Raw genomic sequence first — 16,688 nt, forward strand, 5'->3', positions numbered from 1 at the left:
ACCCGGCGTCGTGGTCCTTCCCGCGCTGCGCATGCGTCGACGGTAGGCGCGCGGACGCCACGGACGCACCTGAATTTCGGAGAGAGGGTGCGGGTCGCCGGCACGGGACCTGCCGACGACCCGCCGCGGCCCGGGCGTCGGGAACGGGGGACCCGACGGCACCGTTGCCACGTCCCGTCAACGGTACGCCGGTGCGCTCGGATCCGCCGCCCCGCTCCGGCGGGAGGACCGGGAGACCCCGGCGAGGTGGTGGACGTGGCTGACCTCATCACCGGCGTCACGTCGCCGGTCTGGGCGTACACCCTGCTGTTGATCCTGCTGGTCGCGGACGCCTTCGTGCCGGTGGTGCCGACCCAGGTCGTGATGATCACCGGCGGCGCGCTGACCGTCTACGGCGGGCTCAGCCTCCCGCTCACCATCGCGGTCGGCGCGGCCGGCGTCTTCGTCGGCGACCTGGCCTGCTACCTGCTCGGTCGCAGCGCGCCCGCCCGCCGCGCGTCCCGGCACGCGACGCCGGGGCGGGCCCGTCGTGCGGTCGCCCGGGCCACCCGCCGGCTGCGCGAACCCGGACCGCTGGTGATCCTGCTCTGCCGGTTCGTGCCCGGCGGCCGGATGGCGGCGTGCTTCTCGGCCGGACGCAGCCGCTACCCCTACCGCCTCTTCCTGGTCTACGAGGCGGCGGCGGCGATCGGCTGGGCCGGCTACGGCGCGCTGGTCGGCCACCTCGGCGGCGCGGCGCTCGCCGGGTCGGCGTGGCGGCTGCTGCTGATCGGCGGCGTGGCCGCGGGCGGGTTCGCCGCGGCCGGCTGGGCGATGACCTGGCTCGGCACCCGCCACGCCGCGACACCACAGGCAGATGGTCACATCGAAGGAGGACCGGTCATGAACGGCGGAGCGAACTGGCGCGACAACCGCGTGCAGACCCAGCGGCTCGACCCCACCTGGAACGATCCCGAGCGGGTGGCCCGACGCCGCCGGCTCAGCAGGCAGATGCTGGCCGCTGTCGACGGCGCGCGGGTTGCGGACGAGGAGTCGGAACCGCCGGCCCGGGCCGAGGCTCCGGTCGACCAATGATGCGCTTTCCCGTTCGACCCCTTCCGCGAAGCCGTGGCCTGACCCGTTCCGGTACGCACCGCTAAGGGGCGTCCCGGGGATCGAAGTGGGTGGTGGTCCCGGATCCGTCTGGGGCGGCTCCGGCGACAGGCTGGGCCCATGCCTGGAACCCGGAGCAGCGGCCTGCTGGCCCTCGGCGGGATCGCCCTGGCGGCGGTGCTCGCCGTGATCGGTCACCTCGAGGTGAACGACGACCTGAATCCCCTGTCGCTGACCGTCAGCGACTTCGCCGTCTCCGACCGGGGCGGCGTCATCGACGCCGCGATGGCGGTCCTGGCGGCGGCCACCGCCGTACTCCTGCCGGCGCTGCGCCGGGCCGGCGCGGACCGGGTGCCTGTCGCGTTGCTGGCGGCCTGGTCGGCCGGGCTGCTGGCGGCCGCGGTGGTGCCCACGAACAGCCCCGGCCTGCCCATGGACACCGCGGCCTACGTGCACCGGTACGCCTCGGTGCTGTCGTTCCTGGCCCTGCCGCTCGCCGGCTGGCTGCTCGCCCGCCGCCCCGGCGGTCCGCCCGCCCGCCGGCTGCGCGCCCTGACCCTGACCAGCCTGCTGCTCGCGGTCGCGATGATCTGGTCCGCCTATCCCGGCGACCGGGCCATGATCGGCCTGACCGAGCGCCTGCTCATCCTCACCGAGACCGCGCTCCTGGCCACCGTCGCCCTCCACCTGGCCAGGGCGCCGCGCCCGGCGAACGCGGTTGACAGCGCGGTGCGGGCCGTGGATACCGTCGGAGCCGCCCGGCGGTGCTGAGCGTCGACACAGGAGGTACGAGGCGATGGATTCGGTGCGCCCAGGCCGCGGCAGCCCGGCAGGTCGGCACCGCTACGCCGTGGTCGACGTGTTCGCCGACCGCCCGCTCACCGGCAACCCGCTCGCGGTCATCACCGACGCCGACGACCTCACCGACGCGCAGATGGCCGCCGTCGCCGTCGAGTTCAACCTTTCCGAGACCACGTTCGTCACCCGGCCCACCCGGCCCGGGGCCGACCACGCGCTGCGCTGCTTCACCGCCGGCGGCGACGAGGTGGGCGGGGCCGGCCACAACGCGCTGGGCGCCTGGTGGTGGCTGGTCACCATCGGCGCCGCCGGCCCGCCCGGCGCGGTCCAGGAACTCGGCGGGCAGACGCTGCCGGTGCACGTCGACGTCACCGACGACGTGGTCACCATCGGGCTCGACCAGGGGCCGGTCGAGCTGGCCGAGCCGCCGGTGACGGGGCGGCAGGTGGTCGAGGCGCTCACCGGCGGTGAACCGGTGCGGCTGGACCCGGCGCTCCCACCGGTCACCGGATCCGTCGGCAGCACCCATCTGCTCGTCGCGGTGGCCTCCCCCGGGGACGTGGACGCCGCCGACCCCTACGGGCCGGCCCTGGCACGGGTCCTGGCCGCCGCCGGGGCGGAGGGTTGCTACGTCTACAGCCGTGCCGGCGACGGGCACGACGCGTACTGCCGGTTCTTCAACCCGACGGTGGGGATCGCCGAGGATCCGGCCACCGGCACGGCGGCCGGACCGCTCGCCGCCCACCTGCACCGGCACGGGCTCGTCGGCGACCGGGCGCGGTTCCTCCAGGGCGACGCGATGGGCCGGCCCTCGGTGCTGACCATCGACGTCACGCCGGCCGGGACCCGGCTCACCGGCCGCTGCGCCCTGGCGGCGACCGGCGAGCTGCACCTCTGAGCTACTCCAGCTCGTGCAGCATGAGCTGGCGGGCGGCCTCGGTGATCGAGCCGGACAGGCTCGGATAGATCGTGATGGTCTGGGCCAGCTCGTTGACGGTGAGGTTGTTCTCCACCGCCATGGTGATCGGCAGGATCAGCTCGCTGGCCTTCGGCGCCACCACCACGCCGCCGATCACCTGCCCGCTCGCCGGCCGGCAGAACAGCTTGACGAAACCGTCGGCCAGGTCGTCCATCTTCGCCCGGGCGTTGCCGGACAGCGGCAGCATCACCTGGCGGGCCGGGGTCTTGCCGGCGTCCACCTCGTCCTGCGAGACGCCGACCGTGGCCAGCTCCGGGTCGGTGAACACGTTCGCCGCGACGGTCCGCAGCCGCAGCGGCCGGACCGCCTCACCCAACGCGTGCCACATGGCGATCCGGCCCTGCATGGCCGCGACGCTGGCCAGCGGCAGCACGCCGGTGCAGTCGCCGGCCGCGTAGACGCCGGGCACGTTGGTCCGGGAGACCCGGTCGACAGTGACGTAGCCGCCCCGGGCCAGCTCGACGCCGTACTCCGCCAGGCCCAGGTCGGCGGTGTTGGGGATGGAGCCGACCGCGATCAGCGCGTGCGAGCCGCAGACCTGGCGGCCGTCGGAGAGCACCACCTCCACGCCGTCACCGACCCGTCGCACCGCCTCGGCCCGGGAGTTGTTGAGGATGCTCATGCCCCGGTTGCGAAACACCCGCTCGATCGCCATCGCGGCGTCGGCGTCCTCGTGCGGCATCACCCGGTCGCGGCTGGAGACCAGCGTGACCCGCACGCCCATGGCCAGGTAGGCGCTGGCGAACTCGGCGCCGGTCACGCCGGAGCCGACCACGATCAGGTGCTCGGGCAGCTCGGGCAGGTCGTAGACCTGGCGCCAGGTCAGGATGCGCTCACCGTCGGGCACCGCGGTGGGGAGCTGTCGCGGGGTCGCGCCGGTGGCGACCAGCACGGTCGAGGCCCCGACCGGGTACGCGGGCGAGCCGTCGGCCGGCGTGACGATCACCTGGTGGGTGTGGCCGAGCGTGTCCTCGCCGAGGCGCGCGGTGCCGGCGACGAACTCCACCCCGGCCTTGACCAGCTTGGTGTGGATGTCGGCGGACTGGGCCAGCGCGAGGCGCTTCACCCGTTCGTGCACCGCGGAGGCGTCGACCGTGACCGCCTCCAGGCCGTCGGAGTGCACCCCGAACTCCTCGGTGTCCCGGTAGCCGGTGACCACCTCGGAGCTGGCGATGAAGGTCTTGGAGGGCACGCAGTCGGAGAGCACGCACGCGCCGCCGGCGCCGTCCGCCTCGACCACGGTGACGTCCGCGTCCAGCTGGGCGGCGACCAGCGCCGCCTCGTATCCGGCCGGCCCGCCGCCGATGATCACGATCTGGCTCACAGCTTTCGCCCCTCGTCTTTCCGCACAGTGACTTTCTTCTCCCCGTCGCGTCCGACACGCACCGTCGTATTCTCCCCCACCCGCCGACCGGGCTATCGTCGTCGCCGTGCGTCTCTACGCCGCTTACGGCTCAAACCTGGACCCCGCCCGCATGCGCGCCTACTGCCCGCATTCGCCGATGGTGGGCACCGGCTGGCTGGAGGGGTGGCGGCTCACCTTCGCCGGGGAGGACGTCATCGGCTGGGAGGGCTCGGTCAGCACCGTGGTCGAGGCCCCCGGCGACCGGGTCTTCGTAGCGCTCTACGACATCCACCCCTACGACGCGGCCCAGCTCGACGAGATCGAGGGGGTGACCGCCGGGACGTACCGCCGGCTGACCGTGCGCGTCTCGACGCTGGACGGCGACGTCACCGCGTGGGTCTACGTCTTCGACGGGTACGAGGGCGGCCTGCCGACGTCGTGGTATCTGTCGGAGATCGCGAACGCGGCGGAGAAGGCGGGCGCGCCGGACGACTACGTCACCGAGCTGCGGTCCCGCCCCACCGGCACCGCGTCCGCGTAGCGCGTCTCCCACCCCGACAGTGTGCGCCGGGCGGGCGCCCACGCGCTCGCCGACCCCGACGCGGGGGTCCCGGGTCACACCTGCGAGGCGGGCACGCTCCGCTCGTACATGTCGGTCCAGCGCTCCTCGACCAGCCCGACCGACCGGTAGAGGGTGACCGGCGCGGTCGGGTTGGCCAGGTCGACGCCGAGCCCGGCGCGGGCGCGGCCCTTCGCCGCGTAGACCGCGAAGGCCCGGCGCAGCAGCGCCGCCCCCACCCCCCGGCGGCGGTGGGACGGCAGCACGGACAGCGTCCGGACCCAGCCCGCGTCGTGCTCGACCGCCTGGTCGGAGGACTGCAGGGCGCCGGCCGGCTCGCCGTCGACCTCGGCCACGAACCACTCGTCCCAGACCTTGCCGTACGACGGCAGCAGCTCCCGCCAGCGGTCGAAGTCGAGCGGCTCGTGATCGGGCGTGTCCCGGAACGCGGTGTCGTAGATCCGGTGGAACAGCCGCAGGTCGGTCTCGTCGTCGGCGCGCAGCGGCCGGACCGTCACCCCGGCCGGCGGCACCGGCTCGGCGGGCAGGTCGGTCAGGGACCGGCTCATCCGCACGTAGCGCTTGATCCGGGTGAACCCGGCCGCCACCAGCTCCGCCGCCCAGCGGGTCTCCGGCGCGTAGACCCCGGTGCGGGCGGTCAGCGCGGCCACGCCCCGCTCGGCGGCGCGCTCGGCGACCCGGTCGAGCAGCCGGGCCAGCAGCGGGGCGCGCAGCTCGACGCCGCGCCCGGGGTCGACGAGCACGTCCACCCACTCCCGGCCCACGCCGCTCGGGTTGCTCAGGATCGACCAGGCCACCGCCGTCCCGTCCGGGTCGGTGACCAGCCAGGAATCGCGGGACGGGTCGACGAAGGGCGCGGTCAGCGCGTCCCGCACGTCCTCGGCGTCGAAGTCCGGGTGACCCACCGCGAACGTGTCGGCGGCGTGCACCACCGCCAGGATCGCGGGGACGTCGTCGAGGGTGGGGCGGCGGGCCGTCCAACCGGCGGGGAGCGTCACGCGGCAGATCCTGGCAGCCGGGCCGCGGGTCGCGCCTCCCATTTATCCGCGCCGGGCGTGCAGCCGCGCGGCGGTGAGCAGGTCGACGAGGTCCGCCCCGCCGGCCGCCCCGAGCGCGTGGAACGCCGGGGACACCAGCCGGTCGGTCACCGCCTCGGCCCAGATCCGGCGGCGCACCAGCGGCCCGACCGGCGGGTAGGGCGGCGCCCACCCGCACGCGGCGGCGCCCGCCTCCCCCTCCGGCCCGGCCAGCACCGCCTCCAGCGGGGTCAACCCGGACGCCCGTACGGCCAGCAGGTAGGCCCCGGCGAAGTGCTCGCGCAGCAGCAGCAGGCCGACGGCGGCGCGGGCCCCGGCGGACGGGTCGGGCATCGGCATGGCCCGCCAGGCGGCGAAGAGCGGCATGGCGCTGCCGTCCGCCGCGTCGACGGCCCGGCCGAGCAGCCCGGCCAGCCGGGACACGCCGGGCGCGTCGCCCAGCCGGGAGGTGCCCCACCGGCAGCACTCGGCCAGGTTGGCGGTGGCCACCTCCAGCGGCGGCACCGTGCGGGCGGCGGCGTCCCAGCCGTCCGCGACCGCCTCCGGGGCGATGAAGCCGAGCGCCGACGCCACCGTCTCGGCGCGGACGTCACCGAGCGCGCCGGCCCGACCGGTGATGTAGAAGGCCCAGCCGGAGATGCCGAGCAGCCGGGCCCGGCGCAGCGTCGACGGGCAGCGGGAGAACGCCTCGCCCAGCTCCAGCACCAGCGGTTTGCAGGCGGCGGCGACCTGTTCCGGGGTCATCGGCGACCCACCGCAGTCCGTCCACCGTGGCCGTTCATCGCGCTCAGTCTGCCCGTTCGTCACCGGCCTCGGCATCCCCCTCTTCGGCGTCGAGCGCCTCCAACACGGCCTCCACCTCGCCGGCCCGCCGGCGGGCGGCGGTGAGCGCCCGTTCCGCGCCCCGGCGGGCCAGCCGGGCCCGACTCAGCTCCTGTTCGGCCACGGCCCGGCGGCGCTCCAGCTCGGCCAGTTCGGTCTCGATCCGGTCCAGCGTGGCGGCGCCGTCCCGCTCGGCCCGCTGTGCCCCGGTCAGCTCCGTCCCGGCCCGGTCCAGCTCGGTGCGTGCCTTCTCCAGCTCGCGGGTGGCCGTCCGCCGCCGCTTCGCCCGTTCGGCCCGCGCCGCCCGCTCCTCGCGGGCCCGGCGCGCGTCGGCCCGCTCGGCCGCCCGGTCCGGTACGCCGGACTCGTTCGCCCCCTCCGGTACGCCGGACTCCGCCACACCGGCCGGCACGCCGGAGCGCCCCGCCCGGGGTTGCTCCTCGCCGCCGGTGACCAACCGCAGTTGGGGGCGGGGCACCTCGCCGAACCCGGCGTAGTGGCTGGCCCGCAGCAGCCGGCCGGCGCGTACCTGCTCGGCCACCTCGGCGTCGGAGAGCGCGGCGTTCAGCGTCGCCTCCACCTCGCCCAGCGGCAGCTTTCCGGGCGGCGGCGCGGCGGGCTCGGCGGCGGCCAGTTTGCGTACCTCCGCGACCAGCGCGCCCACCACGGCGCGACGCTGGGCGGAGAGTTCCCGGAGGGTGCCGCCGCGCAGGTCGCGTTGCGCGGCGCGGAGCGAATCGGCGAGCTGGGCCAGGTCGGCGACCAGCTCGGGTCGGCGGATGGCGAGCAGGTTGACCAGCCAGGCCGCGACCGTGGGCCGTCGCAGCCGGCCGATCTCCCGGGCGGTACGCGGGTCGCCGGCCTCGCGCGCCTGGGCGACGGCGGCGTCCCGGGCCGCGACGAACCTGTCCGGCGGCGTGGCGTAGAGCCGCCGGACCACCTCGACGGGAACGTCAGGCATCGATCCGGGTGCCCGGCTCCAGACGGCGGTAGTCGGTGTTCGACATGGCGGTGTACTGCCGGTCCAGCACGCCGAACCCGTTGGCGTTGAGCAGCCCGTCGTGCAGCGCGTACGCCCGGAGCGGGGCGACCGCGCGGATGAAGTCGAGCACCGCGGAGAACTTCGACCAGGGCGCGTGGATCGGGGCGAACAACGTGTCGACCTGGACGTCGTCGGGGACGAACAGCGCGTCGCCCGGGTGGTAGACCACGTCGTCGAAGAGGTAGCCCAGGTTCGGGATCACCGGCAGGTCCGGGTGGATGACGGCGTGCTGCCCCCCGTACGCCCGCACCGGCACCCCGGCGGCGGTAAACGACTCACCCGGGGTGACCGCGACGAGCGCCTCGGCGGCGTCGCCGAGCACGTTCGCCAACGACGCCGGGCCGTACACCGGCACCGGCCGCCGGTCCAGCACGGCGGTCAACGCGGGAACGTCCACATGGTCCGGATGCTCGTGGGTGACCAGCACCGCGTCCGCCCCGTCCAGCGCCTCGGACGCGGCGCTGAAGACACCGGGGTCGACGACCAGCACTCCCCCGTCGTGTTCCAGCCGGAGGCAGGAGTGGGCGTACTTGGTGAGCTGCATCGTGACTCCTCGATTACCGAATCGTGACGTCCTCAGCGCAGTCTGCCGGAACCGGAGCGACGACGCGTCGCGTCGGAGGTATCGGCCCCGACTCGCGGGGCCGTCGACGATCGGGAGCGGGGAATGGGCGGACGACGACTCCGGGGCGTGGCCCTGGCAGCGGTGGGCCTCGCCGCGACGCTGGCCGTGGGGGCCTGCAGCGCGGGTGGGGACAGCGGTGGGGACAGCGGTGGTCGGGACGCGGCGGCGCCGGCGGCGGAGGGCGGCGCGGGGCGGGACCGGGACCAGGCGGCGCCGGGCGGGACCGGCGGCGCCGACCTGCGGGTGGACCAGCGCTCCATCATCTACACCGGCACCATGCAGGTCCGGGTGGACGACGTGGAGGCCGCGGCGCGGGAGGCGACCGCGGCGGTCACCGCGGCCGGCGGGTTCGTCGGCGGGGACCGGCGGTCGAGCCAGTCGGCGGACGCCCGGGCGGTGCTGACCCTGCGCGTGCCGGCGGACCGGTTCGCCGGCGTGCTCGACCAGTTGGCCGGCTACGGGCGGCAGGAGCGCCGCGAGATCCGCACCGAGGACGTCACCGAGCAGGTGGTCGACCTGGACGCCCGGATCGCCACCCAGCGGGCCCGGGTGGAGAGCGCCCGCAAGCTGCTCGCCCAGGCCAGCTCCGTGGACCAGTTGGTCACGCTGGAGAACGAGGTGGGCACCCGGCAGGCGGACCTGGCCGCGCTGGAGGCGCGCAAGCGCCGGCTGGCCGACCTGACCGCGCTCTCCACCATCACCGTGACGTTCCTGGGCCGGGACGCCAGCACCGCCGACGAGGGCGCCGACCTCGGCTTCCTCAGCGGGCTCGGCGGCGGCTGGGCAGTCTTCCTCACCTCGGTGCGGGTGCTGCTCACCGTGCTCGGCGCGGTGCTGCCGTTCGCGGTGGTGATCGGCGTACCGCTGTGGCTGCTGCTGCGGTGGCGCCGCCGCCGGCCCCGCCGGACGCCGCCGCCCGCCGGCCCGGTGCCGGGGGGACCGCCGCCGGTCGGGCCGGTCGGCGGTCCGCTCAGCGCGCCGCCGCCAGTGCCCGCAGCGCGGTCTGGACCATGAGGCGTACGCCCGCCTCGATGGCGCGCTCGTCCACGTCGAAGGAGGCCCGGTGCAGGTCCACGTTGGGACCGTTCCGGCCGACGCCGAGGCGGGCGAGCGCGCCGGGCACGTGCTCCAGATACCAGGAGAAGTCCTCGCCGCCCATGCTCTGGGGCGTCTCGGCGATGCCCTCCGGACCGAGCGCCGACGCGGTGGCGGCGGTGAACACGCCGATCGCCCCGGCGTCGTTGGTCACCGGCGGGCGGCCGCGCAGGTATTCCAGGTCGACGGTGGCGCCGGTGGGGGCCAGCACGTCCCGCACCACCTGAGCCACGATCTTGGGCGCCTGGTCCCAGGTGTCCCGGTCCATCACGCGGAGCGTGCCGGCGGCGCACGCCTCCGAGGGGATGACGTTGTAGCGGGTGCCGGCCGAGGCGTGGCCGAACACCAGCAGCAGCCCACTGTTGGCCGGCACCCGGCGACTGATCAGCGTCGGCACCTCGGTGACCAGCCGGCCGAGCGCGTCGACCAGGTCGACGGTCAGGTGCGGGCGGGCGGTGTGCCCGCCCGGCCCGGTGAGCCGGACGGTGACGTTGTCCGCGGCGGCGGTGATCGGGCCGACCCGCAGGCCGACCTTGCCCACCGGCAGGTTCGGGTCGCAGTGCAGCGCGAAGATCTGCACCACGTCGTCCAGGCCGCCGGCCTCGATCACCTCGAGCGAGCCGCAGGGCAGGATCTCCTCGGCCGGCTGGAAGATCAGCCGGACCCGGCCGTCCAGCTCACCGAGGTCGGCGAGCTGGGCGAGCAGCATGCCGACGCCGAGCATCACCGAGGTGTGCACGTCGTGGCCGCAGGCGTGGCAGACGCCGTCCACCGTCGAGCGGTAGGGGACGTCCTTCGGGTCGCTCAGCGGCAGCGCGTCGATGTCGGCGCGCAGCGCGATCACCGGCCCGTCGGGGCGGCCGTCGATGTCGCAGATGACGCCGTTGCCCTTCGGCAGCAGGCGCGGGTTCAGCCCGGCGAGCGACAACTCGCGGTGCACCAGGGCCGCCGTCTCGAACTCCTCGCCCGACAGTTCCGGGTGGGAATGGATGTGACGACGGGTCGCGATGAGGCCGGGCACCCGCAGCGCGAGCAGATGGTCGAGCTCGAAGGGCAGGGGCTGGGAACCGGTCGGCGACTCGGGCCGGGACGACGCCAGCGGGCCGCCGGAAGGCAGCGTCAACGCACTCGTCACGTCGAATTCTCGATCACTAGAGAGGGATGGATCATCGGGCAGAACAGCAGACAGCCTAGACCCCCGGCGGTGACGCTGCGCAACGTCTTTCGCGTAGCGGTCGGACCGCGCAGCGTCACGAATGCCCTGGTGGGAGTGCTCGAATATCTGCGGGACAGCAGGTAGATCGTGGTCGGACGCCGTCATCTGCCCCCCACCTCCTACAACGCGTAACCGTTTCATCGGTTACCAAATAGCAAGTCGTCGTTCCGAATTGTCGCATTAGTCGCGGCAATTAACTGCCACTCCGACAATTGCCCGACAACATTCGGCTGCCGGGCGACTCCCGACGGTGACATGACGCCCCGGTGCGCGACCGCACAGCCTGTCCGTCCCGTTCACCCGATCGGGTTACCCGTATTCCGAAATCGCACACCCGGACGCGACGCGGCCCGCGCCGGCGCCCCCCCGGGGGGGCCCGCGCGGGCCCCCCGCGGGGACCCGCAGGAACCGGGGCGCGGCCCGTGGGGCCCCCCCAACCCCCCCCCCCGGCCCCCCAAACCCCCCCCCCCGGCGGCGCGGGGCCCCGCGCGGGCCCCCCGGGGGGGGCCCGGGCGCGGGCCGCCGTCGGTACGCGTCAGAACCGGTCGCTCGGCCGGTGGATCCCCCAGACCGCCCGCAGCGTCCCGCACACCTCGCCGACCGTGGCCCGGGCCCGCAGCGCCTCCCTCATCGGGAAGAGCACGTTCGCGTCGCCCTCGGCCGCCGCGCGCAGCTCGGCCAGGGCGCGCTCCACCGCACCCGCGTCCCGGTCGGCGCGCAGCTTGGCCAGCCGCTCCGCCTGGGCCGCCTCGATCGTCGGGTCCACCCGCAGCGGCTCGTACGGCTCCTCCTCGTCGATCCGGAACCGGTTGAGCCCGACCACCACCCGCTCACCCGAGTCGATCTCCTGGGCGATCCGGTACGCGGACTGCTCGATCTCCCGCTTCTGGAAGCCGGCCTCGATCGCGTCCACCGCCGAGCCGTGGTCGGCGACCCGCTCCATCAACGCGGTGATCGCGGTCTCCAGCTCCTCGGTCATCGCCTCCACCACGTACGAGCCGGCGAACGGGTCGACCGTGGCGGTGAGGTCCGTCTCGTACGCCAGCACCTGCTGGGTGCGCAGCGCCAGCCGGGCCGCCTTCTCGGTGGGCAGCGCGATCGCCTCGTCGAAGCTGTTGGTGTGCAGCGACTGGGTGCCGCCGAGCACCGCGCCCAGGCCCTGCACCGCCACCCGGACCAGGTTGACCTCGGGCTGCTGCGCGGTGAGCTGCACGCCGGCGGTCTGGGTGTGGAACCGCAGCATCATCGACTTCGGGTTCTTCGCGCCGAACTCGTCGCGCATCAGCCGGGCCCAGATGCGGCGGGCCGCCCGGAACTTGGCGACCTCCTCCAGCAGCGTGGTGCGGGCCACGAAGAAGAACGACAGCCGGGGCGCGAAGTCGTCCACGGCGAGCCCGGCGGCGAGCGCCGCCCGGACGTACTCCACGCCGTTGGCCAGCGTGAACGCGATCTCCTGCGCGGGCGACGCGCCGGCCTCGGCCATGTGGTAGCCGGAGATCGAGATGGTGTTCCACTTCGGCACCTCGGCCCGGCAGTAGGCGAAGGTGTCGGCGACCAGCCGCAGCGAGGGCTTCGGCGGGAAGATGTAGGTCCCCCGGGCGATGTACTCCTTGAGGATGTCGTTCTGGATGGTCCCGTTGAGCGCCGCGCCGGGCACCCCGGTCTCCTCCGCCACCAGTTGGTAGAGCAGCAACAGCACCGAGCCCGGCGCGTTGATGGTCATCGAGGTGGAGACCTTGTCCAGCGGGATGTCGGCGAAGAGCGTGCGCATGTCCTCGATGGAGTCGATCGCCACGCCGACCTTGCCCACCTCGCCGTGCGCGATCGGGTCGTCCGAGTCGTAGCCCATCTGGGTGGGCAGGTCGAACGCGACGGAGAGGCCCATCGTGCCGGCGCGCAGGAGCTGGTGGTAGCGCGCGTTGCTCTCGGTGGCGGTGCCGAAGCCGGCGTACTGTCGCATGGTCCACGGCCGGGACGTGTACATCGTCGGGTAGACACCCCGGGTGTACGGGTAGCCGCCCGGTTCGCCCGACCGGGACTCCAGGTCCGCCGGGAGGTCGGCCGCCGTGTAGACGCCCTTGATCGGGAAACCCGACTCGCTTGACCGCGCATCGCTCATTACCGGATGGTAGGACGCGGCCGCCGCCGCACGGGTGAGGGATACCGCACACCGGGAAGCGGCGACCAACCGGAGGTGAGTAGCTGCCCACGTACCGTCGAGTAGGTAAACGCCCGCCGCGTCGGGTTTCGCATCGGGCGTCGGAACCAGCAAGATAGAGGGGTTGTGTCCCAGCCCCCTCGATATCCCCCGGTGGCTTTTCTGTGACTCAGATTCCGACGTGGAGCGGTGGACCGGCCAGTCCCCCCACTGGACGCGCGGCGCCCGGCACCACCATCGGTGGTCGCTACTCGTTGCGCTCCCCGGTGGGCAACGGCGGCATGGGCACGGTCTGGCGGGCCACAGACACGTTGCTGCGCCGTGACGTGGCGGTCAAGGAGGTCGTCCTCCCGCCGGGGCTCGCCCCCAGCGACCGCGACGCGCTCTACGAACGCACCCTGCGCGAGGCCCGCGCCGCCGCCGCGATCCAGCACCCGGCCGTGGTGCAGGTCTACGACGTGGTCACCGAGGGTGGCCGCCCGTGGATCGTGATGGAGCTGCTGGACGCGCGCAGCCTGGCCGACATGGTGATCGAGGACGGGCCGGTCGCGCCCCGGGCGGTCGCCAAGATCGGCATCGCCCTGCTCGGCGCGCTGGAGGTGGCCCACGCCCTCAGCGTGCTGCATCGCGACGTCAAGCCGGCGAACGTGCTGATCTGCTCCGACGGCCGCTGCGTGCTTACCGACTTCGGCGTCGCCCGGATGCCCACCGACGTGCAGCTCACCACGCCCGGCATGGTGCTCGGCTCGCCGCACTTCATCTCCCCCGAGCGGGCCATGGGTCAGGAGTTCGGCCCGCCCAGCGACCTGTTCTCGCTCGGCGTGACGCTCTACACCGCGGTCGAGGGCCGGCCCCCGTTCGACAAGGGCGACCCGATCGAGACCATGCACGCCGTGGTCGAGGACCCGCCCGCCACTCCGCAGCGCAGCGGCCCGCTCACCGGCGTGCTGATGGGCCTGCTGGAGAAGGACCCGGCCCGCCGGCTCGACGTGCACCGGGCCCGCGCCATGCTGCGCGAGCTGCTCGCCGGCCCACTGACCAGCACCGCCACCGCGGTCAACTCGGTCACCGACCCGTACGCGGTGGTGCCGGTGTCCCGCCCGGCCCCGCCGCCGCCCGTCGCGGCGGAGCCCAAGCCGGCCGGGCAGATCGGCGGCCGGGCGATGATCGGCCCCGGCGAGTCGCTCACCGACCGGCTCGCCGCGCTGCGCCGCGGTGAGCGCCCCGGCGCGGCGCCGGCCGCCGGCGCCGCCGCGCTGGACGAGACGAGCGCCGACGCGCTGGCCGGGCCGCTGCACACGCCCACCGGGGCGATGTCCGGGCCGGACGCCACCGATGCCACCCAGCGCATCTCGTCGGACGCCACGGTCCGCTTCGGCCAGGGCGCCGGCGCCGACGCCACCCAGCGCGTCCCCACCGGCCCGCCGGCCACCTACGGCGGCGGCGACACCACCCAGCCGGTGTACGGCGGCGGCGCGCAGTGGTCGGTGCCCGGCACCGGCCAGCCGTGGACCACCCCGGCCACCGCGCCCGGCAACGACTCGCCCGGCGGGGCGAAGGGCCTGCTCGGCCGCGTGCGGGCCTGGCCCCGCAAGGTCCAGCTCGCCGCCGCCGGCGGCCTCGCCGTGGTGCTGCTGGTGAGCGTGATCGCGCTCACCAGCGGCGGCGACGACGCGCCTCCGCCGATCGTCGGCACCCTGCCGTCCAACTCGGCCGCCGCCCCGCCGGTGGAGATGCAGGAGCGCACCGTCAAGGGCGTGACCATCCAGGTGCCGAAGGGCTGGCAGCAGCAGACCGGCGGCCTCTACGTCGACTACGTCGACCCGGAGGACGAGGGCCGCAAGGTGCGGGTCATCGCCGAGAAGTGGGGCGGCACCTCGATCAGCTGGGCCGAGTTCGCCTCGCGGAACCTGAAGAGCAAGACCGCCACCAGCAAGACCTGCCCGGCGCCCTACACCGAGTTGTCGGTCTCCGAGCAGCCGCTCGCCGGCCAGACCGCGGGCCAGCTCGAATACACCTGCGGCGAGGGCGAGGCCACGCGGCACGGCATCTGGCGGGGCCTGGTCTCCGACGGCAAGATCTACTCGTTCTACCTCTCCTCCACCGACGCACGGTTCGCGGAGAGCAAGCCGATCTTCGACGCGATGGCCGGTTCGTTCCGGCTCACGGCGGCCAACTGAGTCGAGGCCGACGGCCAGAGGTGATCCGCCGCCGTGCTATCAAGAGGCAATGGCGGCGGATACCACTGACCTTGACGACCTTCGCGTCCGAGCCGAGCGCTGGCTCGCCGACGACCCCGACCCGGCCGACCGGGACGCGCTGCGCGCCGTCCTCGACGGGCTGCCCGGCACGGCCGCCGAGCTGGCCGACCGGTTCGCCGGCCCGCTGACCTTCGGCACCGCCGGGCTGCGCGGCCCGCTGCGGGCCGGGCCCAACGGGATGAACCTGGCCGTGGTCACCCAGGCCGCCGCCGGGCTGGTCGGCTGGCTCGCCGCCCAGGGCGGCGAGGGTCCGCTGGTGATCGGGTACGACGCCCGACACGGCTCGCGTGCCTTCGCCGAGCGCACCGCCCAGGTCGCCACCGGCGCCGGCCGGCCGGCGCTGCTGCTGCCCCGCCCGCTGCCCACGCCGGTCCTGGCGTTCGCGGTGCGGCAGCTCGGCGCGGTCGCCGGAGTGATGGTCACCGCCAGCCACAACCCGCCGCAGGACAACGGCTACAAGGTCTACCTGGGTGCGCAGCTCGGCGGTGAGCTGGGCGCCGGGGCGCAGATCGTGCCGCCGGCCGACGCCGGCATCGAGGCGGCCATCCGCGCGGTCGGGGCGCTCGCCGAGGTGCCGCTCGGCCCGCCCGGCCAGGTGCTCGGCGACGAGCTGGTCGCCGCGTACGTGGAGCGGGCCGCCGCGGTGGTGGACCCGGCCGGGCCGCGGGACCTCAAGGTGGCGTACACGCCGCTGCACGGGGTGGGGGCGGCGGTGCTGACCGCCGCGTTCGCCCGGGCCGGATTCCCGGTGCCGGGTGTGGTGCCCGAGCAGGCCGAACCGGATCCGGCGTTCCCGACCGTGAGCTTCCCCAACCCGGAGGAGCCGGGCGCGGTGGACCTGCTGGTGGCGCTCGCCGACCGCATCGACGCGGACCTCGCCGTCGCCAACGACCCGGACGCGGACCGCTGCGCGGTGGCCGTCCGCGACGCCGGGTCCTGGCGAATGCTGCGCGGTGACGAGGTGGGCGCGCTGCTCGCCGACCACCTGATGCGGCGCGGGGTGACCGGCCTGTACGCGACCACAATCGTCTCGTCGACGCTGCTGCGGGCCATGACCGGCGCACGCGGGCTGCCCTACGACGAGACGCTCACCGGCTTCAAGTGGATCGTCCGGGCCGGCGGCGGCCGGGAGCCGCTGGTCTACGGCTACGAGGAGGCGCTGGGCTACTGCGTGGCCCCGGGACACGTCCGGGACAAGGACGGCATCACCGCCGCGCTCACCGTCGCCGAGCTGGCCGCCGGGCTCAAGGCCGAGGGCCGTACGCTCACCGACCGGCTGGACGAGCTGGCCGCCGAGTTCGGCGTGCACCACACCGACCAGCTCTCGGTGCGGGTGGAGGACCTGCGGGTGATCGCGGACTCGATGGCGCGGATCCGGGCGGCCACCCCGACCACGCTGCTCGGTCAACCGGTCACCGAGGCGTCCGACCTGCTCCCCGACGCGGACGTGGTGATCCTGCGCACCGACGCCGCCCGGGTGGTGATCCGGCCCTCCGGCACCGAGCCGAAGCTGAAGGCGTACCTGGAGGTGGTGGCGCCGGTGACCGGTGGCGACGTCCCCTCGGCACGGCACCGGGCGAGGGCCGCCGTCACCGAGCTGCGCAACGAGATCGCCGCCGCCCTCGGCCTCTGAGATGT

14 protein-coding genes are annotated in these 16,688 nt (G+C 74.6%); 7 read left to right on the plus strand and 7 right to left on the minus strand.

Annotated elements, in window-relative coordinates; translation table 11 throughout:
* Positions 1 to 255: 255 nt before the first annotated feature.
* The 3 genes from ACIA5A_RS09000 (at position 256) to ACIA5A_RS09010 (ending at position 2,788) form a co-directional block, all read left to right on the plus strand.
* Complete coding sequence (locus ACIA5A_RS09000) at positions 256 to 1,074, plus strand: DedA family protein (RefSeq protein ID WP_396758363.1); 819 nt, start codon at positions 256 to 258, stop codon at positions 1,072 to 1,074.
* Between the two features lie 138 nt (positions 1,075 to 1,212).
* On the plus strand, positions 1,213 to 1,863 hold the full coding sequence (locus ACIA5A_RS09005; protein WP_396758365.1) for a DUF998 domain-containing protein: 651 nt from the start codon (positions 1,213 to 1,215) through the stop codon (positions 1,861 to 1,863).
* 34 nt (positions 1,864 to 1,897) lie between these two features.
* Positions 1,898 to 2,788, plus strand: a complete 891-nt coding sequence (locus ACIA5A_RS09010; protein ID WP_396758367.1) for a PhzF family phenazine biosynthesis protein — start codon at positions 1,898 to 1,900, stop codon at positions 2,786 to 2,788.
* A 1-nt stretch (position 2,789) separates the two neighbouring features.
* Here ACIA5A_RS09010 and ACIA5A_RS09015 read toward each other — a convergent pair whose 3' ends face one another.
* The gene (locus tag ACIA5A_RS09015; RefSeq protein WP_396758369.1) at positions 2,790 to 4,193 is read right to left on the minus strand and encodes an NAD(P)H-quinone dehydrogenase; all 1,404 of its coding nucleotides are present in this window, start codon (positions 4,191 to 4,193) and stop codon (positions 2,790 to 2,792) included.
* A 106-nt stretch (positions 4,194 to 4,299) separates the two neighbouring features.
* On the opposite strand from ACIA5A_RS09015, the gene ACIA5A_RS09020 reads away from it, so the two are divergent.
* Positions 4,300 to 4,755 (plus strand): gamma-glutamylcyclotransferase, encoded by a 456-nt coding sequence (locus ACIA5A_RS09020; RefSeq protein ID WP_181571642.1) that lies wholly within the window; start codon positions 4,300 to 4,302, stop codon positions 4,753 to 4,755.
* 74 nt (positions 4,756 to 4,829) lie between these two features.
* On the opposite strand, the gene ACIA5A_RS09025 is transcribed toward ACIA5A_RS09020, so the two are convergent.
* Genes ACIA5A_RS09025 through ACIA5A_RS09040 form a run of 4 tightly spaced genes read right to left on the minus strand, consistent with a single transcriptional unit; the run spans position 4,830 to position 8,239 of the window.
* On the minus strand, positions 4,830 to 5,792 hold the full coding sequence (locus ACIA5A_RS09025) for a GNAT family N-acetyltransferase (protein ID WP_396758371.1): 963 nt from the start codon (positions 5,790 to 5,792) through the stop codon (positions 4,830 to 4,832).
* Positions 5,793 to 5,834: 42 nt separating this feature from the next.
* Positions 5,835 to 6,575 (minus strand): hypothetical protein, encoded by a 741-nt coding sequence (locus ACIA5A_RS09030; RefSeq protein ID WP_396758374.1) that lies wholly within the window; start codon positions 6,573 to 6,575, stop codon positions 5,835 to 5,837.
* A 43-nt stretch (positions 6,576 to 6,618) separates the two neighbouring features.
* Positions 6,619 to 7,614: a hypothetical protein gene (locus ACIA5A_RS09035; protein WP_396758376.1), complete on the minus strand. Its 996-nt coding sequence runs from the start codon at positions 7,612 to 7,614 to the stop codon at positions 6,619 to 6,621.
* Positions 7,607 to 8,239, minus strand: a complete 633-nt coding sequence (locus tag ACIA5A_RS09040; RefSeq protein WP_396758379.1) for an MBL fold metallo-hydrolase — start codon at positions 8,237 to 8,239, stop codon at positions 7,607 to 7,609. The genes ACIA5A_RS09035 and ACIA5A_RS09040 overlap by 8 nt, the downstream gene beginning before the upstream one ends.
* Positions 8,240 to 8,362: 123 nt before the next feature.
* On the opposite strand from ACIA5A_RS09040, the gene ACIA5A_RS09045 reads away from it, so the two are divergent.
* Positions 8,363 to 9,334 carry a DUF4349 domain-containing protein gene (locus tag ACIA5A_RS09045; RefSeq protein ID WP_396758382.1) on the plus strand — a complete coding sequence of 324 codons (972 nt, stop codon included), beginning with the start codon at positions 8,363 to 8,365 and terminating at the stop codon, positions 9,332 to 9,334.
* On the opposite strand, the gene ACIA5A_RS09050 is transcribed toward ACIA5A_RS09045, so the two are convergent.
* Positions 9,291 to 10,550: an amidohydrolase gene (locus ACIA5A_RS09050; RefSeq protein ID WP_396758385.1), complete on the minus strand. Its 1,260-nt coding sequence runs from the start codon at positions 10,548 to 10,550 to the stop codon at positions 9,291 to 9,293. The two genes, ACIA5A_RS09045 and ACIA5A_RS09050, sit on opposite strands and share 44 nt — an antisense overlap.
* A gap of 616 nt (positions 10,551 to 11,166) precedes the next feature.
* Complete coding sequence (locus ACIA5A_RS09055) at positions 11,167 to 12,750, minus strand: methylmalonyl-CoA mutase (RefSeq protein WP_396758388.1); 1,584 nt, start codon at positions 12,748 to 12,750, stop codon at positions 11,167 to 11,169.
* 203 nt (positions 12,751 to 12,953) lie between these two features.
* Here ACIA5A_RS09055 and ACIA5A_RS09060 point away from each other — a divergent pair, with 203 nt between their 5' ends.
* The gene (locus ACIA5A_RS09060) at positions 12,954 to 14,969 is read left to right on the plus strand and encodes a serine/threonine-protein kinase (RefSeq protein WP_396758391.1); all 2,016 of its coding nucleotides are present in this window, start codon (positions 12,954 to 12,956) and stop codon (positions 14,967 to 14,969) included.
* A gap of 49 nt (positions 14,970 to 15,018) precedes the next feature.
* Positions 15,019 to 16,683 carry a phospho-sugar mutase gene (locus ACIA5A_RS09065; protein ID WP_396758393.1) on the plus strand — a complete coding sequence of 555 codons (1,665 nt, stop codon included), beginning with the start codon at positions 15,019 to 15,021 and terminating at the stop codon, positions 16,681 to 16,683.
* Positions 16,684 to 16,688: the final 5 nt, after the last annotated feature.

This window comes from Micromonospora sp. NPDC051300 (genome assembly GCF_044455315.1).
Classification (GTDB): Bacteria; Actinomycetota; Actinomycetes; order Mycobacteriales; family Micromonosporaceae; genus Micromonospora; species Micromonospora robiginosa.